The organism is Paenalcaligenes niemegkensis, assembly GCF_022230885.1.
Lineage (GTDB): Bacteria > Pseudomonadota > Gammaproteobacteria > Burkholderiales > Burkholderiaceae_B > Paenalcaligenes > Paenalcaligenes niemegkensis.
In genome coordinates, this window is sequence record NZ_JAKGCT010000001.1 from 143,660 (window position 1) to 167,541 (window position 23,882).

Here is a 23,882-nt window from a genome sequence, read left to right on the forward strand (position 1 = left end):
TTAACGATGGCCACTTGCAGAGAAGTGGCATTTGTCCATTTTGCTAATGATCAGGAGTCTCCTGACGCAACCGTAGCCAGACACGACGCAGACCAGGGTCTTCCTGGTCAGGCTCCACGGTAAACAACAGCCTTTGCAGCAGCTTAAGCATGGCCCGATTATCGGCCAGCACATAGCCATCAATATAGTGCAGGCCCTGACGCCTGGCGGCGGCAACTAGACCCGCCATCAGCCTGGTCCCCAGGCCCTGACGCTGCCAGGCATCTGCAATCACCAATGCGTATTCGGCTCCCAGGCCATCGACATTACGCAGATAATGAGCGAAACCAACCACCTCATCGTGTAGGCGTCCCCGATCAGCCGGGTTCGGTGTCTTTACCACGGCCACAAGTGCCAGCTCCCGATCGTAGTCAATTCGCGTATATCTTGACAACATTTGCGGAGTTAGCTCTCGCATCATAGATACAAAACGCATGTATCGAGATTCGGAGGACAATGCCCTGACAAAGTCTTGTAAAGCGCCTGCGTCTTCGGGTCGAATGGGCCGCATTTGCCACGCAACACCGTTGATATCCTCCATGTCCTGCACTAAATAACGCGGATAGGGATGAATGGCCAAATGCGCATAGCCTGTAGACTGAGGCAGCTTCGCCGATGACGTGTCGGCCAGCCCCACCTGTACAGAATGGCTGAATAACATAGAGCCATCGGCAATCAGGGGATCGATAATCACCGACCTGAGCTCCGGGATCTCGCAGACCATCTCTGAGAGACGCTCGATGCTATCTTTTAGTGCTTCGATAACCATGGGCGTGGCCTGCTTCCCATAGACTGCGTCCCAGCCAGGGCAACGCTCCAGTAGCTGGCGCGCCAACACCCGGTTCAGGGGTGGAAGCTCGACGTTACGGTAATTCGCTGCAGCACCCGCCTCTATCCCACCAGGGCTAAGGCTCAGGTACGGCCCCACATCGCTATGCTGGCGAATACGGATCGACAAGGGACTCAACTCAGCTGATTGCTGTTCGCGCTCATACTCTTCAGCACGTAAAATCGAAATTGGAATATAAAAACAAGACAGCAAGTGTTGTACTTCCTCTACGTTCAAACACTGTCTGCCCGACCGGATGACTTGCTGGACCAGTTGCCTTGCAGCCTCTAGCTGAGGCGCACTGTTTAATGGCTCAGGAGGCAATACCTGCCGTGCGACCTCTTGGTTGTAATGGTAAGAGGCAAGCAGGTCAAAGGCATTTGCTGCCGTGTCAGGCGTACGAAACGCGGGAACACCCGCGCTGTCAAGATGGTGTCGCAATGGCCGCATCGTACTCTCGCCCATCAGGCAGCTAATCACTGGCTTGCGAATTTTCTGTGTCATTTCGGCCAGTACATGTGCGGCAGATACCAAATCGGACAATGGATCAGGTGCCAGCAGCACCAATATGCCGTCTACGCCGTCGTCGGCTTCAACCGCTATCAACATCTGCCGTAAACGTTCGCCGTTCAGCGAGGCATAGGTAACAAGGGGATTTTTCAGCCGATCACCAGGCAGCGTGCATTGCTCCAGGGCTCCTGTAGTGCGTATGTTCCAGCTCGCCAGACGTGCCGCATTGCCGCGGCGCACCACCTCGGCTGCAAGCGCCGCTGCGCCATCTCCGTTGCTGATAAGTGCCACGCGAGGCCCTTTGGGACGGCGGGCATACACCAGCACTTTCAGAGCAGAAAACAATTGCACGAAGTAGCGTATGCGCACAGCACCGACTCGCCGCATCAGGGCATCGAAAACCGCACTTCTGGCAGGCGACTTATCGCCTTCTATAGAGTCCAGCGTCAATATCACGACTGGCTTCACTGCAGAAGCCGCATGCAAAGCACTGCTTAATTTACGTGCAGACAAGGTATCGGCTGCAATGATGGCGATACTGTCCGTATTGCCATCAACCGCAAAGAAGCCCAGTGCATCGGCCAGCTCAATGTCAGCCTCAACCCCCAGGGACACAATAGTAGAGAAACCCATTCCAATGTCGTCAGCCCAGTCGAGTACCGCACCGCTTAGGGTTCGAGACTGGGAAAGCAGGGCCACCTTACCTTTAGCGCTTAACGATGAAGTTAAACTGGCATTTAGCCCCAGGCCCGGCCGTTGTATACCAAAGGCGCTGGGGCCGATTACATAACACTGATGTTCTGTAGCCCAAGACCTCGCCAGCATGCCGGCCTGCGCTTCATGCTCAGCCCCCTCACCGGATGCCAGGAGCAACACTCCTCGAGGACGCCACTGACTTAATTGCTTTAGCACTGCCGGCAGCGTTGCCTGTTCCACACATACGATGGCCAGATCCAGCCGCTGCCCCTCTTCAAGAAAAGCCAAAGCCGGAGCAAAGCGCACCGGATCATGGCGCCTTATCCTGAAAAGAGCCGAACGGGTAACGAGTGGAGAAGACCCATGAGCGACCTGGGGCATTTCGCGATCGGCGATCACCACTAATGATCTTGGCTCGAAAAAAGCGGATAAGCGATGGCGTAATGTGGGCATTTACTTCCCCCAAAAAGAAAAACAACAACAGAAAAAACCAGACTCTGTTTACTATCCTAAAATACCGTTATCGCTGACTACTCCACTGCAAGGCAACCCCTGAATGCATAGGGTTGATTTCTACAAATTATGACTATAACCACTCCTGTACGTACCCGTTTTGCTCCCTCTCCTACTGGCTATCTGCATTTAGGTGGCGCGCGCACGGCTTTATTCTCATGGGCTTTTGCCCGCCATCATAACGGCACTTTTGTGTTGCGGGTCGAGGATACCGATATCGAACGCTCTACGCCCGAAGCCGTCCAGGCCATTATCGATGGCATGAACTGGCTGGGCATGCAAGCCGACGAAGGCCCTTTCTACCAGATGCAGCGCATCGAGCGCTATCGCGAAATTATCGCCAAAATGCTTGAAGAAGGCACTGCCTATTACTGCTACAGCTCAGCTGAAGAAGTCGATGCCATGCGCGAACGGGCTCGTATGCTTGGGATGAAGCCCAGGTACGACGGCACATGGCGCCCCGCGCCGGGCAAAACCCTAGGCGCCCCTCCTGAAGGACGCTCACCCGTTGTCAGGTTCAAATGCCCCCAAGAGGGCGCTACCAGCTGGGATGACCTTGTTAAAGGCCGTATTAGTTTTGATAACGGCGAACTCGACGATCTGATTATTGCCCGCGCCGATGGCACGCCCACCTACAACTTTTGCGTGGTGGTAGACGATTGGGATATGCAAATCACTCATGTTATTCGTGGGGATGATCATGTCAATAACACACCTCGCCAGATCACGATACTGCAAGCTTTAGGTGCCACTATTCCCGAGTATGGACATGTGCCTATGATTCTGGGCCCAGACGGCGAGAAACTCTCCAAACGCCACGGCGCCGTGAGTATCATGGATTACGATGCCCAAGGCTACCTGCCCGAAGCCATGGTGAACTATCTGGCCCGCTTAGGCTGGAGCCACGGCGACAGCGAACTATTCACCCGCGAACAGTTCGTGGAGTGGTTTGACACTCGAAACCTGAGCAAATCAGCTTCGCAGTGGGATCCCAAAAAACTGAACTGGGTCAATGCCCACTACATTAAACAAAGTGATAACGCCACCTTGGCGCAGCTTGTCGCACCTCGCGTCGCTCAATCGGGCGCAGACCCTGAGGCCACAGACCTTGAAGCCGTCATGGGCTTGCTAAAAGACCGTTCTGAAACCTTGAATGATTTGGCTGAAGGCGCATTATTGTTTTGCAGCCCGTTCGTGCCGGCTCCTGCCGAACTGCAGGCCGAGGTCTTGACCGATGAAGCCAGGGCCGTTTTACAAAGTTTCGCTCAACATGCTGAAGCGCTTGATGAGTGGACCACTGAATCATTAGCTCAAGCCATACGCGACACACTTGCCGCCAATGGCATAAAGATGCCTAAGCTTGGTATTCCATTACGGGTCGCAGCGACCGGACGCAAACAGACCCCTGCCATCGACGCTGTCCTGGCCATATTAGGCCGCGAAAAAGTGCTACGCCGGTTAAACGAGCTATAAATCGTCTGTATGGCATGAAAAACACCCACCAGTACGGGTGGGTGTTTTCGCCAGCAGACAGATGAGCAAATGCTTAAAAGGGCAAGCGATAACCAGGGGAGGTGCGAGTGAGATTGTAATCCGCCCCTGAGGGGCTGGACAAAGTCAGCTTTTCGCCTTGCTGGCGTTTAACTGTGAAACGGTTGGTAAATAACGGGTCCAGAGTGTCGACCTCCAACCCGTTTGACTCGCGGGTTTCAAGTACCAATACATCGCCCTCACGCCACCAGCACCCGGTCTCCATCAGGCCTTGTGAGGGCTGGCGAGGTCGCTTCAGCTGCTCGGTATAGGCCATTTGACCTGTTGCCTGAAGGGTAAACAAGGTACGAAGCTCGCCGGCGACGCCTTTTTCCTGTCGCTTGCTTAACCAGTTACCCACCAGTTGGTCATCGGGAGCGGCAGGCTCGCACGCCTTGAGTGCGGCGGGTTCGTGCTCGACCTGACTAATAGGGGATTGTTTTTGCGCACAACCCGTCAGGAATATGCCTGTGAGCAATGCCCATTTAAGCGCGCTATTCACATTACGGTGAAAAATCATAAATCAACCCTTCAGAGAAGTCGGTATATCAAAACCGCTGTTGTCAGCCCAATTAGACAACGTCAGGAATAATTCTAACCCAGCTTGCTCTTCTATACCGTGAACAACCGCTACAAAGGGAGGCGCGAATCATTTTTAATTTCGTGCAAGGCGACAATTGTTCTGGTTTGACGCACCCCTGGCAAATTGAAAAGAAAACGGTTTAAAAACGCATCGTAGGCTTCAGGACTCGCCACCACAATCTTCAGTAAAAAGTCGGCATCTCCCGTGACGGCGTAACACTCCAGAACCTCGGGGGCATTTTGTACTGCCTGTTTGAAATTTTCAACGATCTCCGCAGAATGCCTGTCCAGGCTGATTTGCGCAAACATGCACCCTTGCAGGCCCACGGCATTACGATCAACCCTCGCGTGATAACCAGTAATCACCCCCTGATCTTCAAGTTGCTTCACCCGGCGCCAAACCGGTGCTGCGGACAGGCCTACCTGATCGGATACAGACTGGCTGGATGCTCTTCCATCTGCCTGAAGAACTTTCAGAATTCTTAAGTCGATTTTGTCCATATCTCCATCCAGACGAAATGTTTGTTTCTTTTTATAGGGAATTTACGCAATCCAAACGAAATACTTAGGCTTCAGCAACAACCTATCATAAAAGCTCTGGCCTGGAGAAACTATGATGACCCGAACCCTGAACCGACATTACACCCTCAGTGATAATCTGAATGCGACACAAGGCCGTGTGTTTCTTAACGGCACCCAGGCTCTTGTGCGTTTATTGCTAAGCCAGCAACGGCTGGACAAGCAAGCAGGGCTTAACACCGCGGGCTTTGTTTCAGGCTATCGCGGCTCCCCTCTTGGCGGTGTCGACACAGCGCTCTGGAAAGCCAGCGACCAATTAGATGCCGCCGGCATTACCTTTCAACCCGCTATTAATGAAGACCTTGCAGCCACCATGCTAATGGGGACACAGCAGGCCGGTATACGTAGTGACCGCAACGTCGATGGCGTTTTTGCGATGTGGTATGGAAAAGGACCAGGACTGGATCGGGCGGGCGACGCCATCCATCATGGGCATGCTGCGGGAGCCTCAAAGCAGGGAGGTGTTCTGATGATCGTGGGCGACGACCATATTGCCGCTTCGTCCTCTATTCCTCATGCAAGCGAAAACGCCTTACGTAACTGGCGCATTCCGACCATTAACCCCGCCTCTGTAGAGGAGTATGAGTATTTTGGGTTATGGGGCTGGGCGCTGTCTCGTTATTCGGGCGCTTGGGTGGCTTTTAAAGCTGTCACTGAGACCATTGAAAGCGGGCGCTCTTTTGAAGTGGAACCGCTGCCCCATTTCGAAGCTTCCCGTCATGATCGCCACAAGGGTAGCCTGGAGTACGATGCCAGTAAGTTTTTAAGTCCAGATATTGAGCTACAAATAGAAAACCGCATCCGTGCTGTTCGCGAATTTGCCCGTCAGTTTCCACTCGAGCGATACCTGCGCAATGATGCCGGGGCAAAAATTGGCATTGTCAGCACGGGAAAGGCCACTCTTGACGTATGCGACGCTCTTGAAGAGCTATGTCGCGAATCTCCGCATCCGCCCTTAAAACATTTAAAAATCGGATTAATCTGGCCGCTGGATGAAAATGCGATTCGTGCCTTCGCTAAAGACCTGGATCACATCTTGGTGGTGGAGGAAAAAGGAGCTTTCATCGAAACCCAAATCAAGGAGCTGCTGTTCAATGATGAAATTCGACCTTCCATAGCGGGTAAAACCTTGAATGGCACCGAACTGATTCCCTCTGCCGGGCAGCTCTGTCCCAGCCTGATGAAAAAAGCCCTACAGCGCTGGTGGCAAAAGGATAAGGCAACATCGCTATTTTCAAGCCGTACGGCACAAGAGGCAGAGATTAATACCGAAGGATTAAGCCGCCGCCCATACTTTTGCTCCGGCTGTCCGCACAATAGTTCAACAAAGGTGCCTGAAGGCAGTCAGGCTCTGGGCGGGGTAGGCTGTCACTACATGGCAACGTCGATGAGTCGCAACACTCAAGGACTCACCCAGATGGGCGGTGAAGGTACCGACTGGATCGGTCTGTCGCCTTATACAAAAACACCGCATATTTTTCAGAATATGGGGGAAGGCACCTACTTTCACTCTGGTTACCTGGCCATCCGCCAGGCTGTCTCCGCCAAAGCCAACATTACCTACAAAATCCTGTTTAACGATGCCGTTGCCATGACCGGTGGACAACCTGTTGACGGCCCTATCTCAGTGCCCAGAATTTGCCAGCAAGTTATGGGCGAAGGTGTAGAGCGGGTGGTGATCACCACCGATGAGCCTGAACGTTACCGCGGCGTCTTGCTTCCCGATGGCATTACAGTACATCACCGGCGCGAGCTGGATGCGCTGCAACGTGAGCTTAGGGACATAAAAGGCGTCACCGTATTAATTCACGACCAAAGCTGCGCTGCTGAGAAAAGACGTCGCCGCAAACAAAAAAGTTACTCCGATCCTGCCCACCGCCTATTTATCAATACCGAGGTCTGCGAAGGATGCGGAGATTGCGGCACGCAATCAAACTGTTTGTCGTTGGTGCCTGAAGAAACTTCCTTAGGACGTAAGCGAGCTATTGAGCAGTCCAGCTGCAATAAAGATTACTCATGCGTGGATGGTTTTTGCCCCAGCTTTGTTTCGGTAATTGGGGGCCTGCCCAGAAAGCGTGCCAGTGCGAGTGTGGCTTTATTACGCGAAGAGATGCTGCAACGCTTTGCCGAACTAGGTCCGCCGCAGCCTGCTGCTCAGACGGCCTCTGACCCTTGTAACGTTCTGGTGGCGGGTATTGGCGGTACGGGAGTCATTACGGTAGGTGCTGTACTGGCCATGGCCGCCCACCTTGAGGGCCGCCATGCTTCCATCATGGATATGACAGGCCTTGCTCAAAAAGGGGCTCGGTAATCAGCCATGTGAGGCTAGGTGCAGACGCCCGCCCCTTGGGCGCTGTACGGATTGATACGCATCGGGCCAGTGTAGCGATCTTATGCGATATGGTCGCCGCCTCGTCCAGAGCGGTCATTCGCCCTCTTATGCACGGCCACACCATAACAGTATTAAATGAATATATTGCCCCCACCGCCGAGTTCATTCGCAACCCTGACATATCGTTAAGCCCCTCGCCTATCCAGGCACAATTGCTCGAGCATCTGGGAGCAAACAACGTACATACGCTAGATGCGCATAAGCTGGCGCTACGCTTATTTGGTGACAGCATTATGTCGAACATGATGATGTTAGGGATGGCCTGGCAATTGGGTGGCATTCCGGTTCAGGCCGAAGCCATCGAACAGGCTATTACGCTAAATGGCGTTGCGGTTGCCACCAACACCGAAGCATTCAGGTTTGGACGTGTACTAGCAGTACACAATGACCTCATTAAAAAGCTTTGTGCAGATGAAAAACCCATCCGGCTGCATCGGGCAGAGAGTTTGGAATCATTGATAGCGCAGAATGCAAAGCGATTACAGAACTATCAAAATACCTCCTATGCCACGCGATATACCAAACTGGTGGAACAGCTACACCATAAAGAAAAACAGCTATACCCTGATCGCAAGCCCATACTCAGTGAACAGGCTGCTAAATCTCTTTATAAGCTAATGGCATACAAAGACGAATACGAGGTAGCCAGGCTCTACGCAGACAGCAGTTTCAGGACAGCACTGCATAAACAGTTTGAGGGTGATTTCGAACTGAAATTCCACTTGGCTCCCCCACTGTTTTCCAAAAAGGACCCGCGAACCGGCATTCCCAGAAAACAGAGCTTCGGAGCCCGGACTGAAAAACTCTTCGTCATGCTGGCTAAGGCCAAGGTATTGCGAGGCACACCATTAGACCCGTTCTCGTACATGCCTGAGCGACGAACGGAAAGGAGACTGCGCGATGACTTCGAATCGCTGCTGCTTCAAATGACTCGCTCTCTCACAAAACAAAACTACAGCACTGCACGCCGCATTGCAGAATTACCTCTGCAAATTCGGGGGTTTGGACATGTGAAGCTGGCCGCCATTGCCAATTACGAGCAGGCACTGGAAGAGTTGCTGCCCCAATTTTTTGAAACGCAGGGTCTTATCCAAAAACGTCAAGTTATTACGGTATAAGCCGCCGCCTTTAACGAAGCAAGGGTAAGGAAACAGCAAAGAATTTCATTCAGAAACAAGTTTCGTTCAGGGCTATATTTACCCAAAGCCTCATCAATAAAGGCCTTGCGCTCACAGCGCTTCCCCTGCGTCTGATCTCGTTGCAATTTATAAAAAGTCAAGGACAAAATCAGCTTGATTGCCGCGACTTACACCACTACAATTAGTGCCAGGGCGCTCGATGACCACTACATCTTGTGGTTAACAAGCAAGCGACACCCTAGAAAAACGTGCTGTTGTGCACGCTACAATAAACAAAATTCCATTATCGATCTGTCGCGCTGGCCAATTCGCCGCGCTGACTCAAGCTCAAGGACATCCACATGCAAACCACGTCGGCTGCTGCAACCTCGTCAGACACGGTCACGTCTACTAGCTCCGCCTCGCCAACAGCTGAAAACAGCTCTGGCCAGTGGGTAGACTTCAATGTAATTCGCCGAAATGGCGCCGTCGTTAATTTCGAACCCAGCAAGATTGCTGTTGCCATGACCAAAGCCTTCCTGGCTGTAAGCGGAGGACAAGGTGCGGGATCAGCGCGTATACGCGAGCTCGTAGACCAACTTACCGAACAGGTCGTTAACGGACTCGTACGCCATCGCCCAAGCGGCGGCACCTTTCACATCGAAGAAATCCAGGATCAGGTCGAGTTGTTCCTGATGCGTTCTGGCGAGCATGATGTTGCCCGCGCCTATGTCCTCTATCGCGAGAAGCGCAACCAAGAACGCGCAGCCAAAAAAGCCTCTACCGCTGAAGTAGCCAATACACCTACACTGAATGTGTCTGAAAACGGTGTGAAACGCCCCCTGGATATCGTCCAGCTACGCAATACCATTGTCGAGGCAGGCGTTGATTTACCTATAGAGATTGATGTTGATGGCCTATTGAACGAAACCATCATCAACCTCTACGACGGCGTTCCGGTAGAAGAAGTATTCAAATCACTGATTCTGGCAGCACGTACTCGTGTAGAAACCGACCCTAGCTACAGCCAGGTAACGGCTCGTTTGCTGCTGCACACCGTACGCCAGGAAGTGCTAGGAGAAGAAGTAGCGCAGTCTTCCATGGTAGAACGCTACGTCAGCTATTTTCCAGAGATGATTCGCAAAGGCATTGAGGCCGAAATCCTCAACAAGGAACTTGCCGAGTTTGATCTCCCTCGTTTAGCGCAAGCCATTAAAGCCGAGCGCGATCAGCAGTTTGATTACCTGGGATTGCAAACACTCTACGACCGCTACTTCCTGCATATCCGTGGCCGACGCATTGAACTTCCGCAGATCTTCTTCATGCGCGTTGCCATGGGTCTTGCACTGCGCGAGAACCAGCGCGAAGAGCGAGCCATCGAGTTCTACGACATGATTTCCTCGTTTAACTTCATGAGCTCGACGCCCACGCTGTTTAACTCAGGAACTATCCATTCACAGCTGTCCTCTTGCTACCTTACAACGGTGCCTGATGATTTGGGCGGTATTTACGACGCCATCAAAGACAATGCGCTGCTTTCCAAGTTTGCCGGCGGTCTAGGTAACGACTGGACACCAGTCCGGGCCTTGCGCAGCCACATTAAAGGCACCAACGGCGAAAGCCAGGGCGTGGTTCCTTTCCTCAAAGTGGTCAATGACACTGCTGTCGCTGTAAACCAGGGCGGAAAGCGTAAAGGCGCCGTGTGTGCCTACCTGGAAACATGGCACCTTGACATCGAAGAGTTCCTTGAGTTGCGCAAGAACACCGGTGACGAACGCCGCCGCACTCACGATATGAACACGGCCAACTGGATTCCTGACCTATTCATGAAACGTGTCATGGAAGGTGGTGAATGGACTCTGTTCTCGCCGTCAGACGTTCCTGATCTGCACGATAAGTACGGCCGTAGCTTTGAGGCTGCCTATGTCGAGTACGAGCGTCGCGCCGACCGTGGTGAAATTCCGCTTCACAAACGCCTCCCCGCCCTGTCACTGTGGCGCAAAATGTTGTCCATGCTTTTTGAAACAGGACATCCCTGGATCACTTTTAAAGATCCTTGCAACATTCGCTCGCCCCAGCAACACGTAGGTGTCGTCCACAGCTCGAACCTATGTACAGAAATCACGCTGAACACCAGCGATGATGAAATCGCTGTATGTAACCTGGGCTCAGTCAACCTGGCCGCGCATCTTAAGCAAGATGCGAATGGCAAGTACGTACTGGATCACGAGAAGCTTGAGCGCACAATCCGCATTGCCATGCGCATGCTCGATAACGTGATCGACATCAATTTCTATGCGGTCGATAAAGCCCGCAACTCGAACGCACGCCATCGCCCCGTGGGCCTGGGCATGATGGGATTCCAGGACTGCCTGCACAAAATGCGTGTGCCCTTCGCTTCGCAGGAAGCTGTAGAGTTCTCAGACATTTCTGCCGAAGCAGTGTGCTATTACGCGTATAAAGCGTCTAGCGAACTTGCTGTAGAACGCGGTAGCTACCAGACATTTAAAGGTTCTCTATGGGATCAGGGTGTGTTGCCTCTCGACTCCCTGCGGAAACTACGTGAAGAACGTGGTGGTTATGTTGATATCAACGAAGACCAAACCATGGATTGGGATGCTCTGCGCGCTCAAATCCAGAAAAATGGCATGCGTAACTCAAATTGCGTAGCCATTGCCCCTACCGCCACCATCGCCAATATTATTGGCGTGTCACCATGCATTGAGCCTACCTACCGTAACCTGTACGTAAAGTCGAACCTCTCGGGCGAATTCACCGTAGTGAACGAAAACCTGGTTAACGACCTGAAAGAGCACGGGCTGTGGGACGAAGTCATGGTTGCCGATCTTAAATACTTTGACGGTAGCCTGCAGCGTATTGACCGGATTCCTGCCAGCTTGCAAGAGCTTTACGCCACCGCGTTCGAGATCGATCCCAGCTGGGTTATTGAATGCGCCGCACGCCGTCAAAAATGGATTGACCAGGCACAGTCATTGAATATTTTCATGTCTGGCGTATCGGGCAAGAAACTTGATGACACCTACAAGCTAGCCTGGGTACGCGGTTTGAAAACCACTTATTACCTGCGCTCCAGCAGCGCGACCAGCACTGAGAAGTCTACAGGCCGTATTGGTGAGCTCAATGCTGTTACTTCGGCCGGTGTCAGCACAAGCGGCGCCAGCCCCGTTGCAGGCATGTCGCCCGCGCCCTCGTCTTTACCCGAGCCTGAAATTGTCGGTGAAGTTTGCACCATGCGCCCTACCGACGATGGTTTCGATGAATGCGAAGCCTGCCAATAACTTTCTGACAGGATATTACTATGTTGAACTGGGACTCTAACCCCGAAACCGTTAAAGAAAAGACCGTCACCGAAGGCGGTACTGACAGCCCTGTTACCGCCACTGCTCAAGGCCTGAATACCGGCACAGGCAGTCGTGTTCGTGCGGCTGACAAACGAATCATTAACGGTGAAACCGACGTTAACCAGCTCGTGCCCTTTAAATACAAATGGGCATGGGAAAAGTATCTGGCATCTTGCGCCAACCACTGGATGCCGCAAGAGGTCAACATGTCGCGCGATATCGCGCTTTGGAAAGACCCGAACGGCCTTACCGAAGACGAACGCCGTATTGTTAAGCGTAACCTGGGTTTCTTTGTCACGGCCGACTCGCTAGCAGCTAATAACATCGTGCTGGGCACTTATCGCCACATTACTGCTCCCGAGTGCCGTCAGTTCCTGTTGCGCCAGGCCTTTGAAGAAGCCATTCATACACATGCATACCAATACATTGTTGAAAGCCTGGATCTGGACGAAGCCGAAATTTTCAATGCCTATCATGAAGTGCCGTCTATCCGTAACAAAGACGAGTTCCTGATTCCATTCATTGATCAAATTTCTCATCCTGATTTCAAAACGGGCACAGTAGAAAACGATCAGAAACTGCTAGAGTCGCTCATCGTTTTTGCTTGCCTGATGGAAGGTTTGTTCTTCTACGTTGGTTTTACGCAAATTCTGGCTTTAGGTCGTCAAAATAAAATGACGGGTGCTGCCGAGCAGTACATGTACATTCTTCGCGACGAATCCATGCATTGCAACTTCGGTATCGACTTGATTAATACGGTTAAGCTCGAGAACCCTCATTTGTGGACTGAAGAGTTCCGTGAGAAAATTCGCGGGCTATTCGTCGAAGCAGTAGAGCTTGAATACGCCTACGCGGAAGACACCATGCCACGCGGAGTGCTCGGTTTAAACGCTGCAATGTTCAAGTCTTACCTGCGTTTTATTGCCAATCGCCGCTGCCAGCAAATTGGTCTGGAACCGCTATTCCCACAGGAAGAGAACCCCTTCCCATGGATGGCTGAAATGATTGACCTCAAGAAAGAACGCAACTTTTTTGAGACACGTGTCATTGAATACCAGACTGGTGGCGCCCTTAGCTGGGATTAATACTTGACTGTATAAAGTCTTACGTTAGACTTCTAGGCGTATGCTGCATTCAGCGGCATACGCCTGCGTCATTTGCGATGGGCCACGCTCAAGCGAGGACCGTGTCAAATGAGTGGATTCTCTTCGACTTGTTCTCAAGGAGCTTGACCATGGCAACAGCCAAAAAGGGCGCAGCAAAAACCGTCGCTAAAAAAGCGGCTAGCCCAAAAAAGACGTCTGCAGCTACCGATACAACCAAAACTAAAGTAGCGTCCCCGGCTGCTAAAAAATCAGCCAAAACCGCCACTAAAAGTGCCGTCAAGAAAACCACGGCCACCGCAACCAAAGCCACAGCCAAAAAAGCCGTGAGCAAGGCTAGCGCTAAAAAATCGGCTACTAAAGCGACTGCTGCCACTTCAGTCAAGACAGCTGCCACAAAAGCGGCTGTTAAAAAAACAGTCGCTAAAAAGGCTGCTGCCAAGAAAACAAACTCTGCTGCCTCTGGCACGGCGAAGAAGTCCACCAGCCCAAGCCCCAAGGCAACGACCGATAAGGCCGAAAGCAAAAGCACTGATAAAGCCACCAAGGCCACTGTCAGCAAAAAAGCAACTAAAGCAGCAAAAACCGCCAAAAAAGCGGCCTCTACGAAAACAGACACGAACCCTGCAGGCTCATGGCCCTTTCCTACAGGAAAGCGTCCTTGACCTTAACCCTGCAGTTATAAGTATTACCTATGGGCCAAGCTGAATAGTTTGGCCCATTATTATTTGCGGGCATGCGACAATGCTCTGAACAGACTTCTACTACATCGTTTCTTATGCTGAATGACACCCTATATTTTGTTCTGAACATCATTCTTAGTTTGCTGGGTATTGCTTTCATTTTGCGCGCCTGGCTTTACGCAATACGCCTGCATCCTTTTAACCCTTACTCGCAAGCCATCATCAAAGTAACAGACTGGGCAGTGCAGCCTTTACGTCGCATCGTACCTAATAAAGAATTTATTGACTGGCCCAGCCTAACGGCTGCATTCATAGTGGCATACCTGCATGTCATTCTGGGCTTTCTACTGTATATCTCTATTAATGTGCCTGCCGATCTTCTATTGCGTGCCTTGCTTGCGGCAGCAATTACAGTTGCCAAATGGGCCGCCAATATGGCTTTATGGTTAACCTTGATACAGGCCATACTATCGTGGGTAAACCCAACTGCACCTGTAATGCCACTCTTGCAGACACTCACCGCACCGTTGCTGAATCCAATTCGCCGAATCCTACCGCAAACCGGGGCTTTCGATTTTTCAACATTGGTATTGTTGATTCTCGCTCAAATTGCCACCTTCGTTTTGCAGCGTCTTAGCTTTGCAGTTATTGGGATATAAGCTTATTATGCAAGTAAATAAAAGGCTCACTTCTAAAATCCCAAGTGAAAACAATAAGCTTAGACCTCATCCAACCTTTTTATGTTTAAATAAATTTCAAAATTCAAACTAAAACTAGTCACGTTTTAACAAACAGGTTTCAACGAAAGGTAGCGTCGGACCTGGCACCAATGATAATTACATCATGGTGCCTACATCGTGTTTTATTATTTTGTGGCTAAACGGGGCATGAATATCTCCTACTCCGAGCCTGCACAACACCTCGGAGTTACGTTCCTAGATCAGTGCTCAGCCTGAGATAACGCCCTGAAGCTCGGGAAGCACCGTAAATAAATCTGCAACCAGACCGTAGTCAGCTACGTCAAAGATGGGGGCTTCTGGATCGTTGTTGATAGCGACAATAACTTTCGAGTCCTTCATGCCCGCCAAATGCTGAATAGCACCCGAAATACCAACGGCTATATACAGCTGAGGCGCCACAATTTTTCCTGTTTGACCTACCTGCCAATCGTTAGGAGCATAACCCGCATCCACGGCTGCACGCGACGCACCCAAAGCAGCTCCTAGTTCATCTGCTAATGCCTCCAGCATTTTGAAATTTTCAGTACTACCCAAACCGCGCCCTCCTGATACCACTACAGAAGCTCCAGCTAATTCAGGCCTATCGCTTTTAGCTATCTCGCGGCTGATTAAAGAGGAAAAACCAGAGTCAGCAACGGCAACCACGGTTTCTAAGGTGGCGCTGCCACCCTCAGTGGCGACATCATCAAATGCCGTAGTACGCACAGTAATAACTTTAATCGCATCGGTAGACTGCACGGTGGCAATAGCATTGCCCGCATAAATGGGACGTAAGAAAGTATCAGCAGACTCAACCGCAATAATGTCAGAGATCTGAGCAACATCTAGTTTGGCAGCAACACGAGGAGCTATATTTTTTCCAGACGCCGTAGCGGGAAACAAAATATGGCTATAACTAGCTGCCACCTCCAGTACCTGGGCAGCGACGTTTTCAGCTAAACCATCGGCCAATGCCACACCGTCAGCCCACAGCACCTTAGACACACCAACCACTTGTGTCGCTTGCTCAGCGACGACTTCGGCATTATGGCCCGCTACCATTACATGCACATCCGTACCCAAGCGGCCCGCTGCTGCTACGGCATTCAACGTAGCAACATTAAGATGAGTGTTATCGTGTTCAGCAATTACAAGTATCGTCATTTAAATTACCTTTGCTTCATTTTTGAGCTTATCAACCAACGCCATCACGTCAGGTACGATAATGCCGGCCGAGCGCACAGGCGGTTCTGAGACTTTAAGCGTTTTTAAACGTGGGGTGATATCCACTCCTAATTTTTCAGGGGTGACCACCTCCAGCGGCTTTTTCTTGGCTTTCATAATGTTCGGCAACGTCACATAGCGCGGTTCGTTCAAACGCAAGTCGGTAGTAATAATTGCAGGCAGAGCCAACGACAGCGTTTCCAGACCACCATCGACTTCGCGCGTCACCGTCACCTTTCCGTCTTCAACATCAATTTTGCTAGCAAAGGTAGCCTGCGGCCAGTTCAAGAGGGCAGCTAACATCTGACCGGTCTGGTTAGCATCATCGTCAATGGCTTGCTTACCTAGAATCACCAGTTTAGGTTGCTCTTGGTCTACCAAACCTTTCAGCAACTTGGCCACCGCTAGTGGTTGCAATTGAGTATCCGTTTGAACCAGCACGCCCCGGTCAGCTCCTATAGCCATCGCCGTACGTAAGGTTTCCTGACTCTGAGCCACACCGCAAGAGACCGTTACGACCTCAGAGGCAATTCCGTTTTCTTTGATACGGACAGCCTCTTCAACAGCAATCTCGTCGAAAGGATTCATGGACATTTTGACGTTAGCGTCATCAACTCCCGTTTGATCCGATCTCACGCGTACCTTGACGTTATAGTCAACCACGCGCTTAACAGGTACTAACACTTTCATCTGAATTTCTCCACAAAAATCATATTCAACCTCTCTCTCCAGAAAGAATTACAGTGCAGTGGGACGACGACACTCCACATTTGTTATGTACTGGCGCCTAAACCAGGCCTTTAAACATGAAAACGGTTACCTAAACGTGCCACTCGACGGAGTTTGACCGAAACACGGTAACGGTCATCCCCATAACTTGCACGCAAGCCATCAAGCACTTCAACAAAATACGCCGTACCAATGCGATCAGCCCATTCAAGGGGGCCATGGGGATAATTAACGCCAAAACGCATAGCATCATCTATTCCCTGAGCTGTGCCTATTCGGCTCAATAACGCCTCGGCTGCTTCGTTGGCCAGCATGGCAAGGGTTCTTGCAACGATTAAGCCCGGCACGTCATCCAACACATGTGCTCGGATTCCAAGGCTGGTAAACAAAGCAACCGCATCTGTGCATACTGCCTCCTCTGCACCATCTTGAACCGCTATGGCTAGATCACTGACTTGTCCATAATCGTCGGCTAAATCAAAGACGACCAACCCTTGCCCTAGGCTATCGGCTCGCAACGTGGCAGGTAAGCCATTCGTCATCATCAGCGTCGCCCGACCATATCGGATCACAGCCGGAGTGGTCGAAACAGCTACATTAAGCTGAACGCCAGTCGCCTCTAATCTTGCCAACAAGGCCGCAATAGGCGCGGTGTCTCCAGAAACCTCAACAGAACCATTTAATGAAATGGCTTGTAGAGTAGTTTCATCGACGGCTGTCTGTGCATAATCATAGAAGCCGTGTCCAGTTTTACGCCCCAGCCTACCTGCATCCACGAGCTCGCCTTGCAACAGCGCAGGTCTATATCGGGAATCACCAAAATAGGAGTTGAACGTCGACTGTGTTACAGCGTAATTGACATCATTTCCAATCAAATCCATTAAACGAAATGGCCCCATGCGAAAGCCAGCACCCCGACTTAATAGCGTATCGAGCTGCTCAGGGCTTGCAGCCCCTTCCTCTACAACCCGTAGGGCTTCGGCATAGTATGGACGCGCAACACGATTGACGATAAAGCCTGGCGTCGATCTAGCATGAACCGGTTTCTTTTTCCAAGCTATAGCCGTTGCATAAATCGACTCGGCCACTTTGGCCTCAGTCTGCAAACCACTCACCACTTCCACCAACTTCATTACAGGTGCCGGGTTAAAAAAATGCATCCCAAGCAAGCGTCCTGGATGCTTCAGGGCGGATGCAATGGCTGTTACCGAAACCGATGAGGTATTAGTTGCCAGAATGGCATCCTGTGCAACAATACCCTCGAGCTTACTGAATAAGGCTTGCTTAACCTCAAGGCTCTCGAAGATCGCCTCAATAACCAAGCCAGCCCTGCCCAAATGCTCAAGGTCAAGAACTGCCTCGATACACCCAAGTAAAGCAGCGCTGTCATCGAATGACATTTTCCCCTGGACAACACGGGATTCAAGACCTCTTTGTATCTGTTCGCGAGCCTTTTGTGCCGCACCCTGCTGGGCATCCACCAGCAGTACTCTGTGCCCTGCTGCTGCGGCCACCTGAGCAATCCCAGCACCCATGGTTCCAGCACCCACCACCGCTACGACAACATCCGTTGCTAAAGCAGTTGCTGTTATTTGTTCACTCATGCTGAACCCTTCCCTACCGTGACCACCGCCTTGCCACGAATTTTGCCTTCACTGACTAGGGTCAGTGCTGCCGGTAGCTCTTCAAAACCCACCTGTTGGGCAATATGAGGGCGTACAGCCCCCTTATGCCACAAATCGAAGATATGTTGCTGCGCCTGCACGACTCGGTCTGGCGTGTAGTCGCGATAATCACTCCACTGAATGCCCAGCACAGAGATATTTTTCACCAGGAGATAATTCACCTTCAGGGAAGGAATTTCGCCTGCGGCAAAACCCACAACCACCAAGCGTCCGCACCAAGCCAAAGAGCGAAGAGCTCCAGCAAAAAAATCACCTCCCAGGGGATCAATTACGATATCAACACCTGTCTGCTTCAGCGGCAGCGCACGCACTTGTTCGCGTATAGAGTCCCGCAAATTCGCGCCAGACAGATCAATAACAAAATCGGCACCCGACTCGCGTGCGACAGCCCCCTCTTCCTCGCCACGTACACCAGCAATCACGGTTGCCCCCAGACCTTTGGCTACCTGAACCGCAGCGAGTCCGATTCCCCCTGCGGCCCCCCTACCAATACCGTTTCACCTGGCTTTAACTGCGCACGTTCAACCAGAGAGAAATAGGCGGTCTGGTACACCAGTCCCATAGCAGCCGCTTCAGAAAAAGACATACCTTCAGGCAAGACAAAAGTGCGTTCTGGCGCGGTGACCGCCTGTTCGGCAAAGGCTCCGAACTCGATCTGACTCATTACTCGATCCCCGGGTTTAATCCCTTTAACAGCGGACCCGACCGAGCGAACCACTCCTGCAAGATCTTTGCCCGGAGCAAAGGGCAACGGTTGCAGAAACTGATATTTTCCTTGAACCACCAACACATCCGGAAAGTTCAAACCCACCGCCTCGACGTCAACCACGACCTCTTGAGCCTCAGGGCTCAGGTCATCTAACTCGTCGATCACCAAAGTGGAAGGCTCCCCAAACTCATGTATTCGATAACTACGCATGTGTACTTCCCCTTTTAAGACAAACGATGAGCACGATCATGGGCAATCACGGCCCTGCGGGCGGGACTATAGGCTATCTGTCCGGTCATGCGGAAAAGTGCTGTACAAACCTCGTAGTGCCAGGACAAGTCACCGCGAGTCACACGCTCAATCGGCCCGTCAGGATATCCAAGCCCCAGACAACAAGTCTTGTCCATGTCCTCAGACAACGCCAACCCTTCATCGAGAAAGCGCAAAGCATCGTTGTACTTGGGCCGCACCAATCGATCAATGATCCGACCGGGTCGATCCGCACACACAACCGTATCGAAGCCCGCCGCTTCAAAAACAGCACGGGCAGCCTCTAAGGCCTGCATATCAGTATTCGGTTGACGCACAATTTCAATCAATCTGGAAGGCGCATCCGACCCGTTTCGATAACGGGCAAAACCCAGCGCATTAGAGCCTTCTCGACCTGAACTCTCACCCGTATGAAAACCTAGGCACTCCGTACCCAGCTCAATCAGCACAGCGACTTTTGAGGAATCCGGCACATAAGCGCCCCCCAGGCAAAGCGTAACATCTGCAGCACTCTCAGCCGCCCGTCCTAAAAAGCATCCCCCTCGGGAAACGAACGGCTCTCGCCTGTTTTGACCATATGGAATTCAGGCCCATGCGTCACCGGCTCACGTACTGGGGTGTTCCCCAGCAACCCTCGACCTGATTTTTTTCCCAAAATTCCTGCAGCAACCATCCGACGCACGATGGGAGGTACCGCCGCGCGCGAATCTTGCGTAATAGGATAAAAGGCCTCTCCCAGACGCAATTGAGTGTCTAGGCCGATCAAATCCAGCAACGTACAAGGGCCCATTTTGTAGCCCAGCCCCGAGCAGATCGCCGTATCAATATCCTCTGGACTAGCTACTCCCTCGTCGATCAGACGAAGCACATCATTGTTAAACGGCACCAGCAGTGCATTAAGAATGAAACCCGGCTTGTCTTGCGTCAGTACGGGCAATTGCCCTGCTGCCTCTGTCCAGGCCCATGCCGTATTAAAGGTCTGCTCCGAGGTCATCAGCCCTGGAGACATTTCCACCAACTTCATCACCTGGGCTGGCAAACAGAAATGCATCCCCACTACACGATCGGGACGTTCACATCCACCTGCGATCTGAGAAATAGATAAGGTTGATGTATTCGATGCGAAAATTGTTTCTGATTTGCACAGCTCGTGTAATGCTCCGAGTAACTGCTGTTTGGCAGTGAGGTCCTCGAAAATAGCCTCGATGACCAGATCACAATCCTTTAAAGCCTCTAACTGTGTTTCGTCGTGCATACGTGCCGCTGCCGCTGCCGCTTCATCAGCGGACATACGTCCACGTTGCACTGCCTTATCAAAAAACGTCTGCGTTGCCTTTCGGGCGACTAGCAACCCTTCTACAGAGCGATCAAAACAGATCGTTTCAAAACCTGCACGTGCAGCCACTATGGCGATGCCTGCCCCCATCGTTCCAGCCGCACCACAAACTGCTACCTTTTTAATTGTCGTCATTTGTTCAGAAAGCTCCGTCCTATGAGTTGTCGATGGATCTGGTTAGTACCCTCCCAGATCTGCGTGATCTTGGCGTCGCGCATCAGACGCTCCGCCCGATAATCCTGGCAATAACCATAACCACCATGGAATTGCACACATTCGGTCGCCATGGCCATCGCCAGATCAGAAGCTCGCAATTTAGCGATGGAGGCCTCTAAGCCCATATCATCAATACCATCGTCAACTAAGCGGGCGACGTAGTCTTGCCAACATTCAGCCATCAATAACTCACTGGCCAAATTCGCCAACGTAAACTGATTGCCTTGGAAGTCGAGTACACGCTTACCCCCTGCACACGTTCGTTACCATAGGCCACCATATCTTTGAACGCTGCCCGGGCAATACCCAGCGCATGTGCCGCAACAGAAGGTCTCGATTTATTTAAGGAGGCCAGCAGTATCTTTAAGCCATCACCCGGCTCACCCAACAAGTTCGCCCTAGGTACACGGCAACCATCAAAAGCCAATCCGCAAGTCGAGGATCCGTTGTGCCCCATCTTGCGTTCCTTGGACACCACTTCGAATCCGGGAGTCCCTTTTTCCAGAATCAAAACGGAGATCGAACGTCGGGGATCTTCAATCGTCGACCATTTTCCAAACAGTAAATAAAGATCCGCCACATCTCCATTGGAAATGAAAATTTTGGAGCCCTGCACGATAATGTCATCGCCCTCAGGCGTAAAGCGGGTCTTCATGTCTGTAGCATCCGAACCCGCGGTTGTTTCAGTAATCGCCAATGCACCCAGACCACCCTCGGCAATCCGAGGCAAAAGACGGGCGCGTTGCTCGTCATTGCCGTACTGAATTAGAGGCTTCATTCCATGGAAATTTGTAGCGTATATGATGCCCGTCGATGCGCAAGCTTCAGAGATAATAGAAACCACCTCCAGATACAGTGCATATGACATTCCCAAACCACCAAACTGCTCGGGCACGAACAACATGTTCAACCCCAGCTCATTAATCGTCCGGACGTTTTCCCAAGGAAAATCACTGGTGCGATCGGTATGTTCAGCATTGGGCGCAATAACCTCGTCGGCAACACGTTGCACCTGCTCGAGAACTTGACGCTCTTCGGTATCCCAGCGACGTGTGCGGGCAAATTGTTCCAGTAATTTCATTAGTGATTGATTCCTTGTGCACCATCGATATAAATGGTTTGGCCTGTCAGGTAGGGAATGGCCTCGGTCAGAAGGGCAGTTACCAGGCGCGCTACATCCTCGGGCTTGCCCGCCTGCCCTACAGGGATCCTTGCTTTCAGCCAAGCTTGAACCTTCTCACGAGCCAGATAGTCTCGATTCAGGTCTGTTTCGATATAACCAGGTGCGACATTGATAACACCAATGCCGTAGCGCGCCCACTCGACTGCCATGACGCGAGTCATAGCGGCGACCGCCGCCTTGGAGGCGCAATAGGCGAGATTATCGGGTGCGCCGATTCTGTCGAAAAATGATCCAATGTTGACGATAGTCCCGCCATTCTCGCGCAAAAAGGGAATGTCTCGCGTGCAGTCACCATGACCGCCGTCGCATTCAAGGCCATAGTTCGGTTGAAGTCCTCAACAGACAGGCTCTCAGCAGCCCCGTTGATATGGACGCCCGCATTATTGACCAGTCCTGCAATCGGTCCCTGCTCCGCAATGCGTGCAATCGTCGCACGCACTGCCGCTTCGTCAGTCATATCACACGCCATGTGCTGTCCAACAGGGCCTACACCAGAACGCGACAGACAAACCACATCACGTCCTCGATTGACCAACTCACGGGCAATCGCCTGACCAATACCTTTGGACCCGCCCGTCACAATAAAAAATCCTTCACTCATCCTGAAACTCCGATTTGCGTTTTTCTTCAAATGCCTGCATCCCTTCCTCGGCATCCTTTGTTCGATAAGCTAAGGTCGACAGTTCGGCCTCAAGTTGTAAGCCTTGCTCGATCGGTAAATCCATACCTCGTTGGACTGCGCGACGTGCAAACTCCAAAACCGGAAGACTGTAACCAGTGAACCCACGTGCAAAAGTCTTGCCCGCCTCTAATAGATTTTCATGTTCAATCACTCGATGCACTAATCCTATCTGCTGTGCTTCGTCAGCCTTTACCGATCGGCCAGTCATGATCATCTCGAGAGCTCGTGCTTCACCGATAAGACGCGGCAAACGCTGTGTACCGCCATAACCGGGAATCAAACCAAGCTTGACCTCTGGCAGCCCAAAAACCGCATTCGTCGTACACAAACGGAACGTTGCTGCCAAAGCGAACTCCAATCCGCCACCAAAGGCGTAGCCATTTACCAGCGCAAGCGAAGCAACAGGAAGACGATCGAGCTTGGCAAACACTGCCTGCCCCAACTCGGCCCCACGACGTTGCTGCACAAGACTGCGATTACGCAATTCTTTGATATCGGCTCCGGCACAAAAAGCCTTGTTACCCGCACCCGTAATAAACAAGGCCCGTACCCCCTGCATTGCCGCCACTTCATCTAAAGCCTGACCAATTTCATCTAAAACGAAAAACGAAAGTGCGTTCAGAGCATCTTGACGATCTAGTGTCAAGCAAGCAAATTCTTCAATTTTTTCCAACTTAACCGTCATGACTCAAACCTCCTTGGCAACATATCGCACAGCCTGCGGTTGAATTTCTCCGCTCTTTGCCTGCTCGGTAAGGGCACTCTTAAGAATTTTTCCACTAGCAGTCAAAGGTAGACTGTCGAGCGCAATAAACCATTCTGGCATGTCAAACTTCGAAAGCCCTTCCGCTGCCAGATGCGACAGCAATTCTTCCGGCTTAGCTTTCCCTGTAATGGCTAGACAGACTTTTTCACCAAGACGATCGTCTGCAACCGGAAAGGCCGCTGCCCTCTCAATACCTGGATGGGTCAATGCCAGCGCCTCAATCCTGGACGGATAAATATTGTGGCCACCGCGAATGATCAGATCTTTAACTCTTCCCGCAATGCGCAGATTTCCTTGTGCATCTACGGACCCAAGATCGCCCGACATCATGTAACCATGACGATTGAACGTCTTGTCACTTGCTTCCTGATTACCGAAATAACCAAGCATAAGTGCTGCCCCACGCCCTCCGATTTCACCGGTCTGA

The 23,882-nt window shown here is 51.6% G+C and carries 17 protein-coding genes and 3 pseudogenes; 5 read left to right on the forward strand and 15 right to left on the reverse strand.

The window, feature by feature from the left end; genetic code table 11:
• Positions 1–43 precede the first annotated feature (43 nt).
• A complete protein-coding gene (locus tag L1889_RS00710; RefSeq protein ID WP_238663446.1) occupies positions 44–2,527 on the reverse strand; it encodes a bifunctional acetate--CoA ligase family protein/GNAT family N-acetyltransferase in 2,484 nt (827 codons plus the stop codon).
• 129 nt (positions 2,528–2,656) lie between these two features.
• Between L1889_RS00710 and gltX the strand changes: the two genes are divergently transcribed.
• Positions 2,657–4,060, forward strand: coding sequence for a glutamate--tRNA ligase (gene gltX, locus L1889_RS00715; protein ID WP_238663447.1), 1,404 nt, complete (start codon positions 2,657–2,659; stop codon positions 4,058–4,060).
• 73 nt (positions 4,061–4,133) lie between these two features.
• Here gltX and L1889_RS00720 read toward each other — a convergent pair whose 3' ends face one another.
• Complete coding sequence (locus L1889_RS00720) at positions 4,134–4,637, reverse strand: hypothetical protein (protein ID WP_238663448.1); 504 nt, start codon at positions 4,635–4,637, stop codon at positions 4,134–4,136.
• Between the two features lie 110 nt (positions 4,638–4,747).
• Positions 4,748–5,200, reverse strand: coding sequence for an Lrp/AsnC family transcriptional regulator (locus tag L1889_RS00725; RefSeq protein ID WP_238663449.1), 453 nt, complete (start codon positions 5,198–5,200; stop codon positions 4,748–4,750).
• Positions 5,201–5,315: 115 nt separating this feature from the next.
• Here L1889_RS00725 and L1889_RS00730 point away from each other — a divergent pair.
• From L1889_RS00730 to L1889_RS00745, 3 genes and pseudogenes are all read left to right on the forward strand, one after another.
• Positions 5,316–8,788: pseudogene (locus L1889_RS00730) on the forward strand (indolepyruvate ferredoxin oxidoreductase family protein).
• Between the two features lie 362 nt (positions 8,789–9,150).
• Positions 9,151–12,087, forward strand: coding sequence for a ribonucleoside-diphosphate reductase subunit alpha (locus L1889_RS00740; RefSeq protein ID WP_238663452.1), 2,937 nt, complete (start codon positions 9,151–9,153; stop codon positions 12,085–12,087).
• Positions 12,088–12,107: 20 nt separating this feature from the next.
• Complete coding sequence (locus L1889_RS00745) at positions 12,108–13,235, forward strand: ribonucleotide-diphosphate reductase subunit beta (RefSeq protein ID WP_238663453.1); 1,128 nt, start codon at positions 12,108–12,110, stop codon at positions 13,233–13,235.
• 88 nt (positions 13,236–13,323) lie between these two features.
• On the opposite strand, the gene L1889_RS18655 is transcribed toward L1889_RS00745, so the two are convergent.
• Positions 13,324–13,872, reverse strand: coding sequence for a hypothetical protein (locus L1889_RS18655; protein WP_308217571.1), 549 nt, complete (start codon positions 13,870–13,872; stop codon positions 13,324–13,326).
• A 159-nt stretch (positions 13,873–14,031) separates the two neighbouring features.
• On the opposite strand from L1889_RS18655, the gene L1889_RS00755 reads away from it, so the two are divergent.
• On the forward strand, positions 14,032–14,595 hold the full coding sequence (locus L1889_RS00755) for a YggT family protein (RefSeq protein ID WP_238663455.1): 564 nt from the start codon (positions 14,032–14,034) through the stop codon (positions 14,593–14,595).
• Positions 14,596–14,883: 288 nt separating this feature from the next.
• Here L1889_RS00755 and L1889_RS00760 read toward each other — a convergent pair whose 3' ends face one another.
• The 11 genes and pseudogenes from L1889_RS00760 to L1889_RS00815 form a co-directional block, all read right to left on the reverse strand.
• Positions 14,884–15,819: an electron transfer flavoprotein subunit alpha/FixB family protein gene (locus L1889_RS00760; protein ID WP_238663456.1), complete on the reverse strand. Its 936-nt coding sequence runs from the start codon at positions 15,817–15,819 to the stop codon at positions 14,884–14,886.
• A complete protein-coding gene (locus tag L1889_RS00765) occupies positions 15,820–16,569 on the reverse strand; it encodes an electron transfer flavoprotein subunit beta/FixA family protein (RefSeq protein WP_238663457.1) in 750 nt (249 codons plus the stop codon).
• A gap of 110 nt (positions 16,570–16,679) precedes the next feature.
• Entirely contained in the window at positions 16,680–18,212 is a 1,533-nt protein-coding gene (locus L1889_RS00770; RefSeq protein WP_238663458.1) for a 3-hydroxyacyl-CoA dehydrogenase, read from the reverse strand.
• Positions 18,209–18,715 (reverse strand): zinc-binding dehydrogenase, encoded by a 507-nt coding sequence (locus L1889_RS00775; protein ID WP_238663459.1) that lies wholly within the window; start codon positions 18,713–18,715, stop codon positions 18,209–18,211. The genes L1889_RS00770 and L1889_RS00775 overlap by 4 nt, the downstream gene beginning before the upstream one ends.
• A gap of 20 nt (positions 18,716–18,735) precedes the next feature.
• The gene (locus tag L1889_RS00780; RefSeq protein WP_238663460.1) at positions 18,736–19,212 is read right to left on the reverse strand and encodes an alcohol dehydrogenase catalytic domain-containing protein; all 477 of its coding nucleotides are present in this window, start codon (positions 19,210–19,212) and stop codon (positions 18,736–18,738) included.
• A gap of 14 nt (positions 19,213–19,226) precedes the next feature.
• Entirely contained in the window at positions 19,227–19,745 is a 519-nt protein-coding gene (locus tag L1889_RS00785) for a 3-hydroxyacyl-CoA dehydrogenase family protein (protein WP_238663461.1), read from the reverse strand.
• 53 nt (positions 19,746–19,798) lie between these two features.
• Positions 19,799–20,743 carry a 3-hydroxyacyl-CoA dehydrogenase family protein gene (locus L1889_RS00790; RefSeq protein WP_238663462.1) on the reverse strand — a complete coding sequence of 315 codons (945 nt, stop codon included), beginning with the start codon at positions 20,741–20,743 and terminating at the stop codon, positions 19,799–19,801.
• Positions 20,740–21,905, reverse strand: a pseudogene (locus L1889_RS00800) (acyl-CoA dehydrogenase family protein). Before L1889_RS00800 ends, L1889_RS00790 begins: the two are co-directional and overlap by 4 nt.
• Positions 21,905–22,662 (reverse strand): annotated as a pseudogene (locus L1889_RS00805) (SDR family NAD(P)-dependent oxidoreductase). The pseudogenes L1889_RS00800 and L1889_RS00805 overlap by 1 nt, the downstream one beginning before the upstream one ends.
• Entirely contained in the window at positions 22,601–23,374 is a 774-nt protein-coding gene (locus tag L1889_RS00810; protein ID WP_238663465.1) for an enoyl-CoA hydratase/isomerase family protein, read from the reverse strand. The pseudogene L1889_RS00805 and the gene L1889_RS00810 overlap by 62 nt, the downstream one beginning before the upstream one ends.
• Positions 23,375–23,377: 3 nt before the next feature.
• Positions 23,378–23,845, reverse strand: a complete 468-nt coding sequence (locus L1889_RS00815; protein WP_372870951.1) for a class I adenylate-forming enzyme family protein — start codon at positions 23,843–23,845, stop codon at positions 23,378–23,380.
• Between the last annotated feature and the right edge of the window lie 37 nt (positions 23,846–23,882).